This is a genomic window from Bacillus sp. N1(2025) (assembly GCF_053470005.1).
The window spans coordinates 143,112-158,393 of sequence record NZ_JBLTJB010000005.1 but is presented as its reverse complement, the minus strand read 5'-3'; the positions used below and the strand labels follow the sequence as shown (position 1 = coordinate 158,393).

Sequence of the window (15,282 nt, the reverse complement as noted above, 5' to 3'; positions counted from 1 at the left end):
TGAATCACTAAAATGGTACGGAGGCTTACAAAAATGGAGTTGAGACATTTGCCGGATTACTCGCAGATTGCCGGACGCGCTGAGATTTACGCCGATATGGATGCTGAATCATTGAAAACATTTTTGACGTTATTTGATATGTCTAAAAAAATGAATCAGGTCATGGAGCATTATTTCTCAAGTCACGGATTGTCCGAAGGGAAATTCAAAATTTTAATGTTTCTGTTTGACGCACCCGGCCACAGCCTGAGCCCGACGGAACTGGCGAAAAAATCCAATGTCACCAAAGCGACCATCACCGGGTTGATCGACGGACTCGCACGGGACGGCTTTGTAAACCGCAGCCGGCATACCGGCGACAGACGAAAAATCAGCATCGAACTCACAAAAGAAGGAAAAGAAAAGCTGATGCTGTTTCTTCCCGGACACTTCTCCAATATTTCAGGAGTCATGGAAAGCTTCACCGCTGAACAAAAAGCGGAATTGACAAAAATGCTTGAAGTTTTATTTGATAAGCTTCTGCTGTTTTCCGGCGGCAGAACATAAAAAGGCGCCCCTTTTAGCAGGGCGCCTTTTTCGCGCGATTAATCATCACTGTTTAAAATCCCGAAAAACCGAAGCAGGTTAATAAACAAGTTGATAAAGTCGATATAAAGCGTCAATGCCATCAAAGGAATCAAATCAGCCGTGATGTCCCGGTGCTTGATCTGGTTCAGATCGTATAAGATGTACATTGAAAACACAATCGTTCCGATGACGGAATACGCCATCATGGCGGCGGAATTCAGCGGGCTGAAAATATTAAAGATCCCCACTGCGAGAAGCGCGATAACAGCGACAAGCAAGAAGGACCATAAAAACGACAAGTCCTTTTTCGTCTTAGCGCCAATCGTGCCGAGCACCGCAAAAATCACAAACGAAGAACCGAATGCCTCCAATACAACATAGGCCCCCGCTGCGGACGCATAATGGCTGATAATCGGAAACAGCGTCATTCCGGAAATGAAAGCGAATGAAAACACAAACACATATCCGACGGCTTTTTTTCGGCGCAGCCAAAACGCGGCGATGATCATGACGACCTCTAAGACCGACAGCGGCAGCATCAATGCCGGCGGAATGAACTGGCCCGTATACAGGCCGATTGTCGCAACTAACAGTGTAAACACAAATACCGTTATAATGCGCTGCATAATAGATTGTTTGCTCTCATAAGCAGCAGTTTGCATGTCAAAAGTCCTCCCAAAAAATGATCGTGATAGGTCTATTATAAATAAAATGGGAGAAATTTGTATGATTTTAAGAAGATTTTAAGGATGTCAGGCCTGACGTTTTGCTGCGCACTCCTGCATATCCATGAAATCATGCAGTTTTTTCGTCAAACCGCCGTGCCCGAATCGGATTTTCCCCTTCTGCCCCGGCGTTTTCGCGAAATCGAGGAATGCCAGCACATAAAGACGCCTGACGGGAATCGGAATGACGCCCGCATCATAAAACCAGCCGTCAATTGTATTGAGCACGCCTTTGTTAATGCCGTATTGCTTCGTGCACCAATGCAGAAAGCGCACTTCGGGCAGGTGCAGATACCGGCTCTCCCGGAAAGGAACAGTTGAATGCTTCATATGTACCGCCTCCTGTCATTGGCTGTTTTTTAAGATTGTTTTACTTCTTTGCTCTTCAGGGAAAATCGATATTTCTCCACCTTATCAATTTGTGTCACTTGGGAATTATGAACCGTAATCTGAACTGTCCCGAAATCGAGCGTTTCCAGCGCGCTGATAATCTTTTCGATCACATGCGGATCTACGTTTCCTTTGGACGTCATCATGCTCCCCCTTTATGTCTGGCCGTTCGTCTTTTGACAATGAGTGTTTTAATTCATACTATTCTGATAAGAAATATATAATTATACTATTATGTTTTCATTCAGAAATCAATAACATTTACACAATTTTTGGATATGTTTTCTTTGCAAAAACTTTCACTTCCTTCGCTTTGACATAAACCGTGTCGCCGACGCCCGCCCCCAAGGCGTCATATTGCTCTTTTGAGAGCTCAATCTCCAAGTGCTGGCCTGTGTCGGTACGGACGGCTTCCAATCTGACGGACGGTCCGATGGCGCGAATATGAGCCGCCCTTGCTTCAAATGAATGCAGACCGGACGGTTTTTTTTCTACGGTAAAATGGTGTGGCCTCACATAAGCGATCCCCTTATCCTGATCAGCATGCCCGACAGGTATTGCCGCGTTTCCGGTGATCAGCTTTCCTTCCTCCACTCTTCCTTCAAATACGTTGACACTGCCGAGAAAGTCGTACACAAACGGATTTGCGGGGTGATCATACACCTCCTGCGGCGTTCCGATCTGTTCAATCGCACCTTCATTCATAATAACGATGCGGTCGGCCACATCAAGCGCTTCTTCCTGGTCGTGAGTGACGAAAATACTTGTCATGCCGAATTCATCATGAAGCCGTCTGAGCCATTGTCTTAACTCTTTTCTTACTTTGGCGTCAAGCGCGCCGAACGGTTCATCCAACAGCAGAATGTTCGGTTCTACGGCCAAGGCGCGTGCGAGGGCGGCTCTTTGTCTTTGTCCGCCTGACAGCTGCGAGGGATAGCGCTTTTCATAAGGTTCCAGTTTCACAAGCGCCAGGAGCTCTCTCACCTTTTCGGCAATTTCCTTTTTGGCGGGACGCTGCTTTCGCGGACGGACTTTTAATCCGTAGGCGACATTTTCAAAAATCGTCATCTTGCTGAATAACGCATAGTGCTGAAACACAAAACCGACATGTCTGCTTTTCACATGCGTATCCGTCACATCTTGTTTTCCGAACAGGACACGTCCCCCATCCGCCTGCTCAAGACCGGCAATGACTCTCAATAATGATGTTTTGCCTGAGCCTGACGGACCGAGAAGCGCAACCAGCTCGCCATTATTGACGTGAAGATTGATATCCCGCAATGCCTGATAGTTTCCGTAATGCTTAGAAATACTGTCGATCGTAATCTCCATAATGACTCCTTCCTCATCCGGTTTTGACAGAACGATAACCGGCTTTCCATTCAATGATGTTTTTCAAAAACAGTGTCGCAATCGCAAAAACCGACATGACGGAGGCCGCCGCAAAAGCGGCCGTAAACTGATATTCGTTGTACAAAATTTCGATATGAAGCGGGAGCGTGTTGGTAACACCTCTGATATGACCGGAAACGACTGATACGGCGCCGAATTCGCCGATTGTCCGGGCCGCGCTCAAAATCACCCCGTAGATCAGCCCCCATTTGATATTAGGAAGCGTGACATGCCAAAACGTTCTCCAGCCTCCCGCGCCTAGCGTGACGGAGGCTTCTTCTTCAGCATTTCCTAAGCTTTGCATAAGCGGTATTAATTCCCGGGCGATGAAAGGGAGCGTCACAAACAAGGATGCAAGCACGATTCCCGGGACGGCGAATACGATTTTTATCTGGTGATCAAGTAAAAATGGGCCAAGCCAGCCGTGAAGCCCGAACAAAAGGACAAAGATTAAGCCCGCGATTACCGGAGACACGGCAAACGGCAGATCAATCAGTGTCATAAACAGACTTTTCCCCCTGAATTCATATTTGGTCACAGCCCACGCCGCGGCGACGCCGAACAGCGTGTTCAGCGGAACCGTGATGAAAACGACGAGGAGCGTCAATTTCATCGCGGCAAGGGAATCCGGATGCGTGACAAAGAGGATATATGCTTCCGCTCCCTTTTTAAAAGCTTCAATAAATATGAATGCAAGCGGCATGATTAAAAATATGGACAAAAAGAGCAGGACCGCTGAGATCAGCACCCATTTCACAACGGGTGATTCCCGCATCTCCCGCTTTGGCACGGCTGTTTTCGCTGTTTCCAGCTGCATGGCATATCCCCTACCTTCCTGCGTATTTTCTCGCGGTGAGCCATTGCAATCCATTGATGACGAATAAAATAAAGAATGTGATGACAAGCATGACTGCCGCAACAGCCGTTGCCCCGGCATAATCGTATTGCTCTAATTTCGTCATAATGATCAGCGGGGAAATCTCGGTTTTAAACGGCATATTGCCCGCGATAAAAACGACAGAACCATACTCCCCAAGGGCGCGGGCAAAAGATAATGCGAAACCCGATATAATAGAAGGAAAAAGCTCCGGCAGAATGACCTTTTGGAAGGTTTTCCATTTCGAAGCTCCAAGTGAAGCAGATGCTTCTTCCGTTTCCCTTTGGAGATTTTCTAAGACGGGCTGAACCATCCTAACGACAAAAGGCAGCCCGATAAACGTCAATGCGATGACAATGCCGATCGGCGTAAAGGAAATACGGAAAGGAAACAGCTGTCCGATCCAGCCGTCCGGTGAATACATTGCCGTTAATGTAATGCCTGCGACGGCGGTCGGCAGCGCAAACGGCAGATCAACCAGGCCGTCAGCCAGCCTTTTCCCCGGAAAGTCATATCTCGTCAGCACCCAGGCGATGACAACGCCGAAAACCGCATTGATCAAAGCGGCACAGCCCGCCGTCAAGAAGCTCAGCCGATAGGAAGCCGCGGCCCTCGGCTCAGAAATGATATGCCAGATGTCCCCGGGCTCCATTGACATCGTATGAAAAAACACCATGGACAGCGGCACGATAACCAAAACGGCCATATATAAAAATGTAAATCCCATCGTTAATCCGAAACCCGGAATCACGGACGGTTTTGTTTTTTTGAAAAGTAACGTTCTCATACTCGTTTCCTCTTTCTATTTCTCATAGATGCTGTCAAAGGTTCCGCCGCCATTGAAATGGGTTTCCTGCGCTTTTTTCCAGCCGCCGAATTCCTTTTCGACCGTCACCGTTTTAATCTGCGGGAATTGTTTTTTATACTTTTTCAGAAGCTCTTTATCGCGGGGCCGGTAAAAATTCTTCGCGGCGATCTCCTGCCCTTTTTTGCTGTAGAGATAGGATAAATATGCTTCAGCCGCTTTTTTTGTTCCTTTTTTATCCGCGGTTTTGTCGACGACAGAGACAGGAGGCTCAGCCAGAATGCTGATTGAAGGATTGACAATCTCAAATTTCTCCTTGCCGAATTCCTTCAGTGTGAGATAGGCCTCATTTTCCCAGGCGATCAGCACATCCCCCATCCCTCTTTCTGTAAAACTGGTCGTGGCTCCGCGCGCCCCTGAATCAAGCACTTCCACATTGCCGTAGAGGTCTTTCATAAACTGTTTGATTTTCGTGTCGTCATGATGATACGTTTCATCCGCATATGCCCATGCCGCTAAATAGTTCCATCTGGCTCCGCCCGATGTTTTCGGATTGGGCGTAATGACCGAAACGTCCTTTTTCACCAAGTCAGCCCAATCAGTAATGTGCTTCGGATTCCCTTTTCTGACTAAGAATACGATGGTTGACGTGTAAGGAGTTGATTGATCCGGCAGACGTGACTGCCAGTTTTGATCAATGAATCGGGCTTTTTCTGCTATCGAATCAATGTCATAACCTAAAGCAAGCGTTACGACATCAGCGTCAAGTCCGTCTATTACGGATCTGGCCTGCTTCCCCGAACCTCCGTGCGACTGCTGAACGGTTACATCTTGACCCGTTTTCTTTTTCCAATAGGAAGAAAAGGCCTGATTATACTCTTTATACAGCTCCCGTGTCGGATCATACGATACATTCAGCAGCTGAACGGTCTTTCCGTCTGCTGACGCGCTGCCGGACTCAGATTGACAGGCTGACAGCGCCCCTGCCAATAAGATCAATACTAAAAATGCCGCTGTTTTTTTCATGTGCCTGATTTCTCCTCTCTTTTTCCGCATAAAAAAAGGCATATTATCCCCTTTCAAAAAAGGGAAATAATATGCCTTCAGTTGACTGATGGGCAATTATACCGGTATCAGATTTGGGCAGAACGGCCAGCTTTCGTTTGTGTACGATCAGCTAACTGTGCCGGTTCGATGTGTATAAGAATAATTCAAACTATCCCTAGCTGTCAACTAAGTTTTAGACTATGTAAATTGTTTTCCGCTGACAAAAAAAGCGCTCCGCCTCTGGCCGGAGCACCTTTTTTCTATGCTTTTGCTTCCTCGATCACACATGTGACACCCATGCTGGCGAGCGCCTGCTCCAGGGAGCCGTAAGTTTGATACTCTGAAAAATCAAGCCCTAATTGGATAGAAGTCTGTGCCACATCAGGCCGAATGCCGGAAAACACGGTTCTGATGCCGAGGAGAAATAACGTTTTCGACAGCATATACAATTGCTGCGCCACCATCGTATCGACAATGGGCACACCGGACAGATCGATCACAAGGTTTGTGATCCGTTTGGCGACACAGTTTTCCGGCACCGTCTCCAAAATCACGCGCGCCCGTCTCGTATCAATCGATCCGATGAGCGGCAGAGTGCCGATCGTATCCGCGATCAAAATAACCGGACAGCTCAATTCGGAAATAAGCTCCTGCTGAGATGACAGCCTTGCGATCATTAATGTCTGAAACTGTTCAGTAAAATCCGTCATCAGCTGATCAAACGAGCTGTTGACAAGGTGATTCCAGCGGCGGGCATCCTCGTTTGTTACGATGTCCTGATGCTCATCCATAAAACGGGTGACCGCCTCCCAAAAGACGGTTCTTGAATTGCCGATCGCCTCAACGACCTCATGAACCTCCGCGTCCTGCTCCACTCTGCTTTTCGCTACCTGTGCGGCCCATTTTTCTTTGTTATGCTGAAAAACGGCCGGATCTTCCAAAAAAGCGCTTGCGATGACCGTGTTTGTAAAGGTATGCTGCTCGATCAGCAGCCGTTTCATTTCCTCACTTAATTGATCCGCAGAATAAAAACGCCCTCTCAGCTTCCGTCTCAGCTTGAGCCATTTTTCCGTCAGCTCTGCCGAATGTGTAATAATATAATCATGAAGTAACTGGTCTTTGTTCACTGCCGTCTCCTCTTTCAAGAATATGTACTTTTGTCTAAATTATAAATCGGAATCGCCGATCGCACTAGAGAAATTAAAAAAACCTGCACATTAAAGCTTTTGATTGCTTTTTTCGGCAGGAGGATACACTATAAAAGAAATGAAACAGGAGGTCAGTATGATGATCAAAAAAATCGCGACAGTCGCCGTATACACTGATGATCAGCAAAAAGCGAAAACATTCTGGACGGAAAAAGCGGGGTTTGAAACCGTCGCCGAGCATCCGATGGGCCCGGGCGCCTTCTGGCTTGAGGTAGCGCCCAAAGGAGCCGCCACTCATTTGGTTATTTATCCGAAATCGATGATGAAAGGCGCCGAGCATATGAAGGCTTATATCGTATTTGAGTGTGAAGATGTCTTTGCCGCATACGAACAGATGAAAAAGAACGGCATCACCTTTTTAGATGAACCGAAACAAATGGAATGGGGCAGCTTCGTGCAATTTAAAGATGAGGATGGTCATGTCTTTCTCCTGAAATCGTAATCCGTCAGGCATCTTAATTGACTTTGAGAATCATTTTCATTTAAAATGTTGGATAAAGCGTAGAAATGATTGGAGAGATGCCAGATGTTCGTGCAAATCAGAAAAATGACCGTAAAAGAAGGACATGCCGACAAAGTAATCGAACGCTTCAGTTCAGAAGGCGTGATTGAAAAGCAGGAAGGTTTGATAGACGTAACGGTCTTGGAAAAAAAAGTCCGCCGCGGTGATGAAGAAGTCGTCGTATTAATCCGCTGGGAGTCAGAAGATCATTGGAAACAATGGGAAAAAAGCGAAGACCACATCGCGGCCCATAAAGCAAACCAAGGCAAGCCGAAACCTGATTATATGCTTGGGACGGATGTCGGTATGTATCATGTCAGAGCCGTTAAAACAGGCGTACACGAAAAATAATAAAGAGCATTTGCCCCAGGGCAATGCTCTTTTTATTTTTTCTCCTCATACGGCAGGACAAACAGCGGTTTATCGGGCTTCCATTCCGCATACAGCACGTCCTCCGTTTTTTTGATGTTCAGCTTTTTCAGCTCCTGATTCAGCTGCTTTTCTTCCAGCCCGGCTTCTTTCAGATTTTCATACAGCACTTCGCCGTCAATAATCAGCGTGACCGGCAAAGAGACCTGCTTCGGCTTTATTTGCATGTCGCCGTTTTTCGTCGTATCATATTGAAATTTCGGCAGGACGCTGACCATCCCGTTTGTTTCTAAAATCGCGTACTCCGCTTCCTGTATGGAAAAGCAATTCGCCTGTCTGAGAAGGCTTTGCAATTGATTAATGTCCAGCTTATTCTTTTTCAGCACATCATATTTCAGTTTTCCTTTATGTATGATAATACTCGGCTCGCCTTCCAACAGCTTTCTGGTGCTTTTTACTTTCTGCGTAATCAGTTCGATGAGATAAATTAAAACTCCCCATAACAGAGAAGCAAAAATGATTTCAATAATCCTGACGTTTTTATCATACACCGCATTTCCGACCAGTTCGCCGAGGATGAGCGCAGAAATAAAATCAAACGGCGTAATTTGCGAGAATTGAGTTTTTCCAAGCAATTTTAAAATCACAAATAAAATACCCAAACCGCATACTAACTCCCAAGCCACTGTAAGTAAATGTCCCATATTCGCACCTTCTTCTTAAAAGTCATTACCATTATGGACATTCGCCTGTTTTCTATACAGCGGCCGGCAACACACAAAAAAACGCAGCCGAGGCCGCGTTTTTTCACTTCTGCTTACTGTTTTTGATTCGATCTGACGACCCGTAAACACACCTCAGCGGCATAACCGGCGGCCGCTCCGGAACCCGCAAACATCGCGGCAAGCCCCAAGCCCATTCCTTCCCAGCCGCCGACACCGAAAATGCTGTAAACAACCGTACCGAAAGCAGTCAGGCCCAGCACCGCCAAAAGGCACTCAGGCCACATCTTTTTCGGCCATTTCTTACGGAGCACAGCCGATACGGCCAAGTTAAGACAAAATGCGGCCAGACAGATCAGATAAAAAAACCCCATGTCTTTTGCACCTCCGTCATGAGGAGCTTTTTATTTACTCATCTTTTTTTCAAACAAATGATAACCCGGCGCGAGTCCTTTTGATTCGTACCCCATTCCGCTGTAAAACGACTGAAGCGCCTTGTTTTCGGACACGCAATCGAGCCGGATTTTCGTTTTTCCCGGACAAGACACACCCGTCTCCGCCCAAGTCATGATTGTCCGGCCGAGCCTCTCGCCTGCAAACCGCCTGTTAATCGCCAGCCGGTGGAGATATACGGACTCCTCATGTCCTTCATCGCCCCAAAGACGTCTGTCCCACCCGCTTGCTTCGGGAAGCAGCATGACGACGCCGGCCAGCTCTTCATTCTGCCTGAATAGAAAAACATACCCTTTGGCGATCGCCTCCCGCATATTGTGGGTATCTTCCCCTTGCAGAAGGCCGCTCCACTGGTTCGACCCTTTATCGCGAAGCCATTCTGCCGCTTGCACGAGCAGATCCATGACCTCTTTTTCATCATCCTTCCGGGCGGAGGTGACCCGGAATGCCCCCGCCTTCTCCTCCGTGATCGTAAATGGTGTCATAAAAGCCTCCTGTAATCAGAATATTCGACACCTTTATTATAGACCAAACGCTGAAAGGAAAAAAACAGCCGTCATGTTTGAGGGCCGTTTAAAAAATTTTCTTCTTATCACGTTCTTCTTTTAAAATCTCAACCGCTTCCCTGAAACGCATAGAGTGGACGATTTCACGCTCACGCAGAAAACGGAGTGAATCATTCAGGTCAGGATCATCGGAAATATCAATAATCCATTGATACGTCGCTCTCGCCTTTTCTTCAGCCGCAATATCCTCATATAAATCAGCGATCGGATCTCCCTTCGCCTGTATGTAAGACGCTGTGAACGGAACTCCGGCCGCATTGTGATAAAACAGCGCGCTGTCATGGTTGACGTAATGATCACTGAGCCCTGCATCACGCAGCTGCTCCGGGGTCGCATCTTTTGTCAGCTTATAAATCATCGTCGCAATCATTTCTAAATGCGCAAACTCCTCCGTGCCGATATCCGTCAGCAGGCCGATCACCTTGTCAGGAATCGTGTAGCGCTGGTTTAAGTACCGGAGCGCTGCGGCCAATTCGCCGTCCGCCCCGCCGTATTGTTCAATGAGAAACTTAGCCAGCATCGGGTTGCATGTACTCACTTTAACCGGATACTGCAGCTTTTTTTCATATACCCACATTTACAGATCCCTCCTTATACTTGCCATGGCCAAGGACCGCGGCCCCAGTCCCATTGAGCGCCAACCTGACTCACGCCGAATTGCAGAAGCGGTCCGTACTCAGGTTCAAACCGCTTTCTCAGCTGTCTTGAGTACCGGGAATATTCATGAAACTGCTGAAGCGCGAGACGGTCATGGGGATGCGTATCCAGATAAAGCGTCAGCTCCACCAAGACAAAGTCCGCCGCCTGGATTTGTTCCAGCAGCCGATAGTATTCATCATCAATCTTTTTCGCCATATTCGATTCCCCCCCGATAAGGATTATCATAGAAATCGTAAAGATCCTTCCAAAGGGTCCCTTTTCTCAATGCCTCCATCGGAGAAAACTGCTCCAAGTGATACGGCTGAAACCGCATATAAAGATGCGGCGGCGTTCTGTAATATTTTCTCCCGATCGGCGGGCAGGGATCAAACCGGCTGTGGAAGGGTTTATAGGATTTGACCGGTGTAAACGGCTGATTTTCTTTCATTACGATCCTCCTTTCCTAAACACATGACCTTAATAGGTATGAATCCGTATCGGCATTTATGCCCTGTAAGAAAATAAAAAAGCCCGTTAAAAACGGACTCAATGCAACTCATCTGGAATTTGAAGTGAAAAAATCATAATGAAAAATCTGATTGAAAGCGCTGATAATGTTTCAATGTATATTCCGTAATTTGTTGATCATATTCAGGATATTCATATCTCAATAAAACAGCCACTGACTTTGAATATGCTCTGAAGAGACCTTGGCAGTCAAACAATGCCTTCCACACGCTTTCATAAGTATTGCCGACATAAGTATTCAGCAGGATTTCCCAATCTTTCGCATTCATGTAATGTTGAATATACTTATAATTCTTCCCTACACTTAATGAAAACTGATTCTCTATCCCGATATTCCACGCAATCATACGCAAAACATTAGGCCTTAAAATGTCATTCATATGATCCAGCGCAAACAGTATTTCTTTACGCATTAATCCTTTTATAACATAGGTTGAAACCATCCAAAATTCATTGCAGCAATCATCAAACTCTCTGGAGGTCGGTTTCTTTATATGATATTGTTCATCACTCGCAATAATCTTACTGTTGATTCGGTTATCCTTGTCTAATACTATTTCCGCCAAACCATCACCCTGTGTAAAATAATCCTCTGTTTGACTCAGAGGGATCAAAGTTAAGTCGATTTTATGATGATCTTTAAATAGCATTAGATAGGAGAACCAGTCTCCGAGTTCCGGAGGGAAAAGTTCCATATCTTCAGGTTTTTGCATCATCATTCTTTCGCCAAACTGATCCAGCCAGCTGTCGTCAGATGTGAAGGAGTCCATATCGGTCACAAAATAAGAAATATCATAGTCTTGAAATCTGTCTCTCGGTACATTTTTATTGGTTCTTGATCCCTCTAAAGTGACAAGACGGATTCTCTCGTCCTTCATCGCAATATCAAGAATCAATTTCATCATTTCGTCTTCACTTCTCACATGTAAAACCTCCCGATAAAGAGATTTTTACAGATCATGCTTTTCAGTTTATAAACAACAGAAAGAAAAGGTTTGTGAGCTTGCTCATGATTTACAGAAAGCCTTATGTACTTGATGATTTTGCTCCAATCGTAACACAGCTGCAAGAACATGAGAAGAGCACTCCCGCTGTTCCAAGAGTGCTTTTTCCCGAATGGTCAGATATATTGGCTGTCCCGATGATGATGATGGAACGGGTAGCCGCCGTAGCCTCCGCCATAGCCGCCAAAACCGTACCCCGGATATCCCCCGAAGCCTCCGTAGCCGCCGTAGCCGCCAAAACCGCCGTAACCGCCAAAACCGTATCCCGGGTAGCCGTAGCCTCCGCCGAAACCGTATCCCGGATATCCTCCGAAGCCTCCGTGGCCGCCAAAACCGTACCCCGGGTAGCCTCCGAAGCCTCCATAGCCGCCGCCATAGCCGCCGTAAATCGGTCTTCTTTCATTCATGATTTATCGCTCCTTCACATAGGTTACAGTCCAGTTTATGACACCCGAAAGGAAACGTATGGGCATCCGCCCAGTTTTGGCGAAATAATCAATAATTGCTTACGGAGACATACGATACAGGCCGACCGTATAAGCAAAATAAAAAGGCCGGAACTTATGCCGCCCCGGCCTGTTTGTCTTTATTCGCCTAAATCTACATTGTGATAAACCTGCTGTACGTCTTCCAGATCTTCCAGCACATCGATCAGCTTTTCAAATTGAGCTTTCGCATCTTCCGGAAGCTCGACTTCATTTTGCGCAAGCATCGTCAGCTCGGCAACCGTGAACTCTTCAACGCCGGCATTTTTGAATGCCTCCTGCACGGCATGGAATTGGTCAGGCTCGGCATACACGATAACACTGTCATCCTCTTCTAAAATATCGCGCACGTCCACATCAGCTTCCATCAGCAATTCCAGCGCTTCATCCGCCGTCTTGCCTTCAACGCCGATAACGGCGGTCGCATCGAACATGTAAGCGACAGACCCGCTCACACCCATATTTCCGCCGTTTTTCCCGAATGCGGCGCGCACTTCAGGCGCCGTGCGGTTTACATTATTCGTTAACGCGTCAACGATGATCATTGAACCGTTCGGCCCGAAACCTTCGTAACGCAGCTCGTCAAAGTTCTCCTCCGCGCCGCCTTTCGCCTTTTCAATCGCACGCTCAATAATATTTTTCGGCACACTGTACGTCTTCGCGCGCTCAAGCACCACTTTTAACGCCTGGTTCGATTCCGGATCTGGCTCGCCCTGTTTTGCCGCCACATAAATCTCACGGCCGAACTTCGCGTAAATCCGGCTCGTATTTGCGTCCTTTGATGCTTTCTTTTCTTTAATATTGTTCCACTTACGGCCCATTTTGTTCCACTCTCTTTCACGAATTGAATCTGTATGATAAATACTCTGCTTCTATTATACCTCAGCAGTTAGGTTGTTTCGAGTGTAAGACATTAGAAAAAACAGGCACGCTTAAAATCACCGGAGCGCGGCAGGCCGAATTTTAGGGTTATCATACAAAACATAAAAAGCCTCCCTTCATACAGGAAGGAAGTCGCAAGCCAAAAGATTCATTTTATTCTTATTACCTATTTCCTACACTGTATATCCCGACTCACGTGGTAAAATTTTGATATCGAACAAAAGAAAGGATATGGTCATGAAAGTTTTCGAAGCAAACAGCCTCCTCGCCGCTGCCAAACAGCGCGCGGGTGAATACAAAAAACTGCGCGGCCAGATGGTTAATCTGAAAAAAGCGTTTCAAGGCATGGCTGATCTCGGTGACAGCGATTTCTCAGGCCGGGGCGCTGACAATATCAAAGCGTTTTTCAAGGACCACGCCGGCGTCACAGACAGCTGCCTTGATCTGATCGATATGAAAATCGCATTTCTCACAAGCCTTCCCGGCAAGGTCGAAGACGCCGGACTTTCCAATTCGCATGTGGAGGAATCATTTCTGGAGCATGAGCTCACCCACGCCCTTAGTAAATCAAAGGCGATTATGGAAGAGCAGAAAAAGGACATGCGCTCCATCCTCGGAGAGATCGAAGACATCATCTCGCTTGATCTGTTTTCAACCGAAAGCACAGATCAGAAGCTCTCTTCAGCTGACAAAAAAAGAATCGAAACGATACATAAACTCGGCAAACTTGATCACGATCTAACGAAAGAATACGCAGAAACCGAAGCAAACGAACAGTTCATCCAAGCCGACTTTCAGCAGCTCCAAAACGTCACGGGCAAAGGAAAAAGCGCCACGCCGCTTCACTACAACGCCAAAGCATACCGTGAAAGCGACATCCATAAGAAAAAAGGCGATATCGCAAGACATTCGGATGCTTATTTGACGATTAAAAAGGAAGAAGCGAAAGAGCGGGAAATCAAGGATCTGAAGAAAAAGCTGGCCGCTGGTGTCACCGATCCGGATGAATATTTAGAAATCGCGAAAAAGATCGGCTATGAAAACCTTGAACCCGCTCAGGTGCAATATGTGATGCAGCTCGAACAAGCAAAACAGCTCGAAGAAGTCGGAGAAACGGCTTGGGATATCGTCAAAGGAATAGGCGTCGGCCTTTATGATGTCGGGAAAGACACGATAACAGGCGTCAAAGATCTGGCTGTCGGCGCATGGGATTTTTACCATCTCTCTGATGAACAAAAAGTCACTAAAACCATATCGGCTGTATTGAACACGCCCTCCTACGCAAAAATCATATGGACAAACCTGGCGGATTCATGGAATGATAAAATGGTTAACGGGGATGCGTATTCAAGATCACATTACATCACCTACGCCATCGGGAGCATTGTCGGACTCAAAGGTTCCGGCTCAGCTGTAAAAGTATCAAGCAAGCTCGCTAAAACAGGCGCCGCCAAAGTGGATAACGTCTTGGAAGCCGGAGAAAAAGCGGCTGCAAAACATGTGAAGACCGGGATTGAAAAAGGAAAAGACTATATCAATTCCGTTTCGAAAAATAAGTACCAACCCGCACTTGCCGGAATAGCACAGGATATTGAAAATACTCACAATGTGAAGAATACGCCTTTGTTGAAAAGTATTATTGAAGATAAAAAAGAGAGTGTGCTCAGTAAGTCTGTGACTTCTGACAATAGCGGTATACATAGTGTTAAACAAGGAGACAGCAGCCCTCTCGCACCAGGCGGTGGCTTAGCTGCTCATGAAGCAAAAGGCGGACACCTTATAGAAAGACATGTTGGGAAAACAGATAAAGAATTAATAGAAAGACTGAAAACTGATCCTAACCCACATATTACAGCTTCATCTACTTTTAAAGATAGGGCTACCGCTGAAAGAATTGCTAATTCAGTTTTAAACGATCCAAAAAATATAAAGAAAATCGAAAATTGGATTGATGATCCTAAAAAACCTAAATTAATGTTAAGATACAAGGGCGATGGAGAAATAATCGGCAGAAGTGTATCAAGAAATTCAGAACTAGTAGAAAACGTTACAAACGCGAAAATTATACTCAAAAAAGATAATAACGGTAACTTTATTCTTACAGGATATCCAACCAAATAG

At 46.3% G+C, this 15,282-nt stretch carries 21 protein-coding genes; 4 read left to right on the top strand and 17 right to left on the bottom strand.

Going from position 1 to position 15,282, the window contains the following annotated elements:
* The first annotated feature begins 33 nt into the window (after window positions 1-33).
* Complete coding sequence (locus tag ACNFN4_RS13595; RefSeq protein ID WP_007408942.1) at window positions 34-546, top strand: MarR family winged helix-turn-helix transcriptional regulator; 513 nt, start codon at window positions 34-36, stop codon at window positions 544-546.
* A gap of 38 nt (window positions 547-584) precedes the next feature.
* Here ACNFN4_RS13595 and ACNFN4_RS13590 read toward each other — a convergent pair whose 3' ends face one another.
* From ACNFN4_RS13590 to ACNFN4_RS13555, 8 genes are all read right to left on the bottom strand, one after another.
* Entirely contained in the window at window positions 585-1,229 is a 645-nt protein-coding gene (locus ACNFN4_RS13590; RefSeq protein ID WP_007408941.1) for a Bax inhibitor-1/YccA family protein, read from the bottom strand.
* A 90-nt stretch (window positions 1,230-1,319) separates the two neighbouring features.
* Window positions 1,320-1,622: a hypothetical protein gene (locus tag ACNFN4_RS13585; protein ID WP_015416995.1), complete on the bottom strand. Its 303-nt coding sequence runs from the start codon at window positions 1,620-1,622 to the stop codon at window positions 1,320-1,322.
* Between the two features lie 29 nt (window positions 1,623-1,651).
* Window positions 1,652-1,825 (bottom strand): YezD family protein, encoded by a 174-nt coding sequence (locus ACNFN4_RS13580; protein ID WP_003155693.1) that lies wholly within the window; start codon window positions 1,823-1,825, stop codon window positions 1,652-1,654.
* Between the two features lie 118 nt (window positions 1,826-1,943).
* Entirely contained in the window at window positions 1,944-3,014 is a 1,071-nt protein-coding gene (locus ACNFN4_RS13575; protein ID WP_061861944.1) for a sulfate/molybdate ABC transporter ATP-binding protein, read from the bottom strand.
* A gap of 13 nt (window positions 3,015-3,027) precedes the next feature.
* Window positions 3,028-3,891 (bottom strand): sulfate ABC transporter permease subunit CysW, encoded by an 864-nt coding sequence (cysW, locus tag ACNFN4_RS13570; protein WP_072177514.1) that lies wholly within the window; start codon window positions 3,889-3,891, stop codon window positions 3,028-3,030.
* 10 nt (window positions 3,892-3,901) lie between these two features.
* The gene (gene cysT, locus ACNFN4_RS13565; RefSeq protein ID WP_280144922.1) at window positions 3,902-4,738 is read right to left on the bottom strand and encodes a sulfate ABC transporter permease subunit CysT; all 837 of its coding nucleotides are present in this window, start codon (window positions 4,736-4,738) and stop codon (window positions 3,902-3,904) included.
* 15 nt (window positions 4,739-4,753) lie between these two features.
* Window positions 4,754-5,782, bottom strand: a complete 1,029-nt coding sequence (locus ACNFN4_RS13560; protein ID WP_448200252.1) for a sulfate ABC transporter substrate-binding protein — start codon at window positions 5,780-5,782, stop codon at window positions 4,754-4,756.
* Between the two features lie 281 nt (window positions 5,783-6,063).
* Complete coding sequence (locus ACNFN4_RS13555) at window positions 6,064-6,930, bottom strand: STAS domain-containing protein (protein ID WP_014417142.1); 867 nt, start codon at window positions 6,928-6,930, stop codon at window positions 6,064-6,066.
* A gap of 160 nt (window positions 6,931-7,090) precedes the next feature.
* Here ACNFN4_RS13555 and ACNFN4_RS13550 point away from each other — a divergent pair, with 160 nt between their 5' ends.
* Both ACNFN4_RS13550 and hmoA read left to right on the top strand, forming a co-directional pair.
* On the top strand, window positions 7,091-7,453 hold the full coding sequence (locus tag ACNFN4_RS13550) for a VOC family protein (protein ID WP_029973727.1): 363 nt from the start codon (window positions 7,091-7,093) through the stop codon (window positions 7,451-7,453).
* A gap of 84 nt (window positions 7,454-7,537) precedes the next feature.
* On the top strand, window positions 7,538-7,864 hold the full coding sequence (gene hmoA / locus ACNFN4_RS13545; RefSeq protein WP_003155696.1) for a heme-degrading oxygenase HmoA: 327 nt from the start codon (window positions 7,538-7,540) through the stop codon (window positions 7,862-7,864).
* 32 nt (window positions 7,865-7,896) lie between these two features.
* Here hmoA and ACNFN4_RS13540 read toward each other — a convergent pair whose 3' ends face one another.
* The 9 genes from ACNFN4_RS13540 to ACNFN4_RS13500 form a co-directional block, all read right to left on the bottom strand.
* Complete coding sequence (locus tag ACNFN4_RS13540; RefSeq protein WP_017419063.1) at window positions 7,897-8,586, bottom strand: YetF domain-containing protein; 690 nt, start codon at window positions 8,584-8,586, stop codon at window positions 7,897-7,899.
* A 113-nt stretch (window positions 8,587-8,699) separates the two neighbouring features.
* Window positions 8,700-8,978 (bottom strand): YesK family protein, encoded by a 279-nt coding sequence (locus ACNFN4_RS13535; RefSeq protein ID WP_095273248.1) that lies wholly within the window; start codon window positions 8,976-8,978, stop codon window positions 8,700-8,702.
* 30 nt (window positions 8,979-9,008) lie between these two features.
* Window positions 9,009-9,542: a GNAT family N-acetyltransferase gene (locus tag ACNFN4_RS13530; RefSeq protein ID WP_095273249.1), complete on the bottom strand. Its 534-nt coding sequence runs from the start codon at window positions 9,540-9,542 to the stop codon at window positions 9,009-9,011.
* A gap of 88 nt (window positions 9,543-9,630) precedes the next feature.
* Window positions 9,631-10,200, bottom strand: coding sequence for a spore coat protein CotJC (cotJC, locus tag ACNFN4_RS13525; RefSeq protein WP_003155700.1), 570 nt, complete (start codon window positions 10,198-10,200; stop codon window positions 9,631-9,633).
* Window positions 10,201-10,214: 14 nt separating this feature from the next.
* Window positions 10,215-10,478 (bottom strand): spore coat protein CotJB, encoded by a 264-nt coding sequence (cotJB, locus tag ACNFN4_RS13520; RefSeq protein WP_007408934.1) that lies wholly within the window; start codon window positions 10,476-10,478, stop codon window positions 10,215-10,217.
* Window positions 10,462-10,710, bottom strand: a complete 249-nt coding sequence (cotJA, locus tag ACNFN4_RS13515; protein ID WP_003155704.1) for a spore coat-associated protein CotJA — start codon at window positions 10,708-10,710, stop codon at window positions 10,462-10,464. Before cotJA ends, cotJB begins: the two co-directional genes overlap by 17 nt.
* A gap of 133 nt (window positions 10,711-10,843) precedes the next feature.
* Window positions 10,844-11,713: an aminoglycoside 6-adenylyltransferase gene (gene ant(6), locus ACNFN4_RS13510; protein ID WP_448200251.1), complete on the bottom strand. Its 870-nt coding sequence runs from the start codon at window positions 11,711-11,713 to the stop codon at window positions 10,844-10,846.
* Window positions 11,714-11,910: 197 nt separating this feature from the next.
* Window positions 11,911-12,201, bottom strand: coding sequence for a spore coat protein (locus ACNFN4_RS13505; protein ID WP_448200250.1), 291 nt, complete (start codon window positions 12,199-12,201; stop codon window positions 11,911-11,913).
* A 179-nt stretch (window positions 12,202-12,380) separates the two neighbouring features.
* On the bottom strand, window positions 12,381-13,100 hold the full coding sequence (locus tag ACNFN4_RS13500) for a YebC/PmpR family DNA-binding transcriptional regulator (RefSeq protein WP_003155709.1): 720 nt from the start codon (window positions 13,098-13,100) through the stop codon (window positions 12,381-12,383).
* A 298-nt stretch (window positions 13,101-13,398) separates the two neighbouring features.
* Here ACNFN4_RS13500 and ACNFN4_RS13495 point away from each other — a divergent pair, with 298 nt between their 5' ends.
* On the top strand, window positions 13,399-15,282 hold the full coding sequence (locus tag ACNFN4_RS13495; RefSeq protein ID WP_448200249.1) for a T7SS effector LXG polymorphic toxin: 1,884 nt from the start codon (window positions 13,399-13,401) through the stop codon (window positions 15,280-15,282).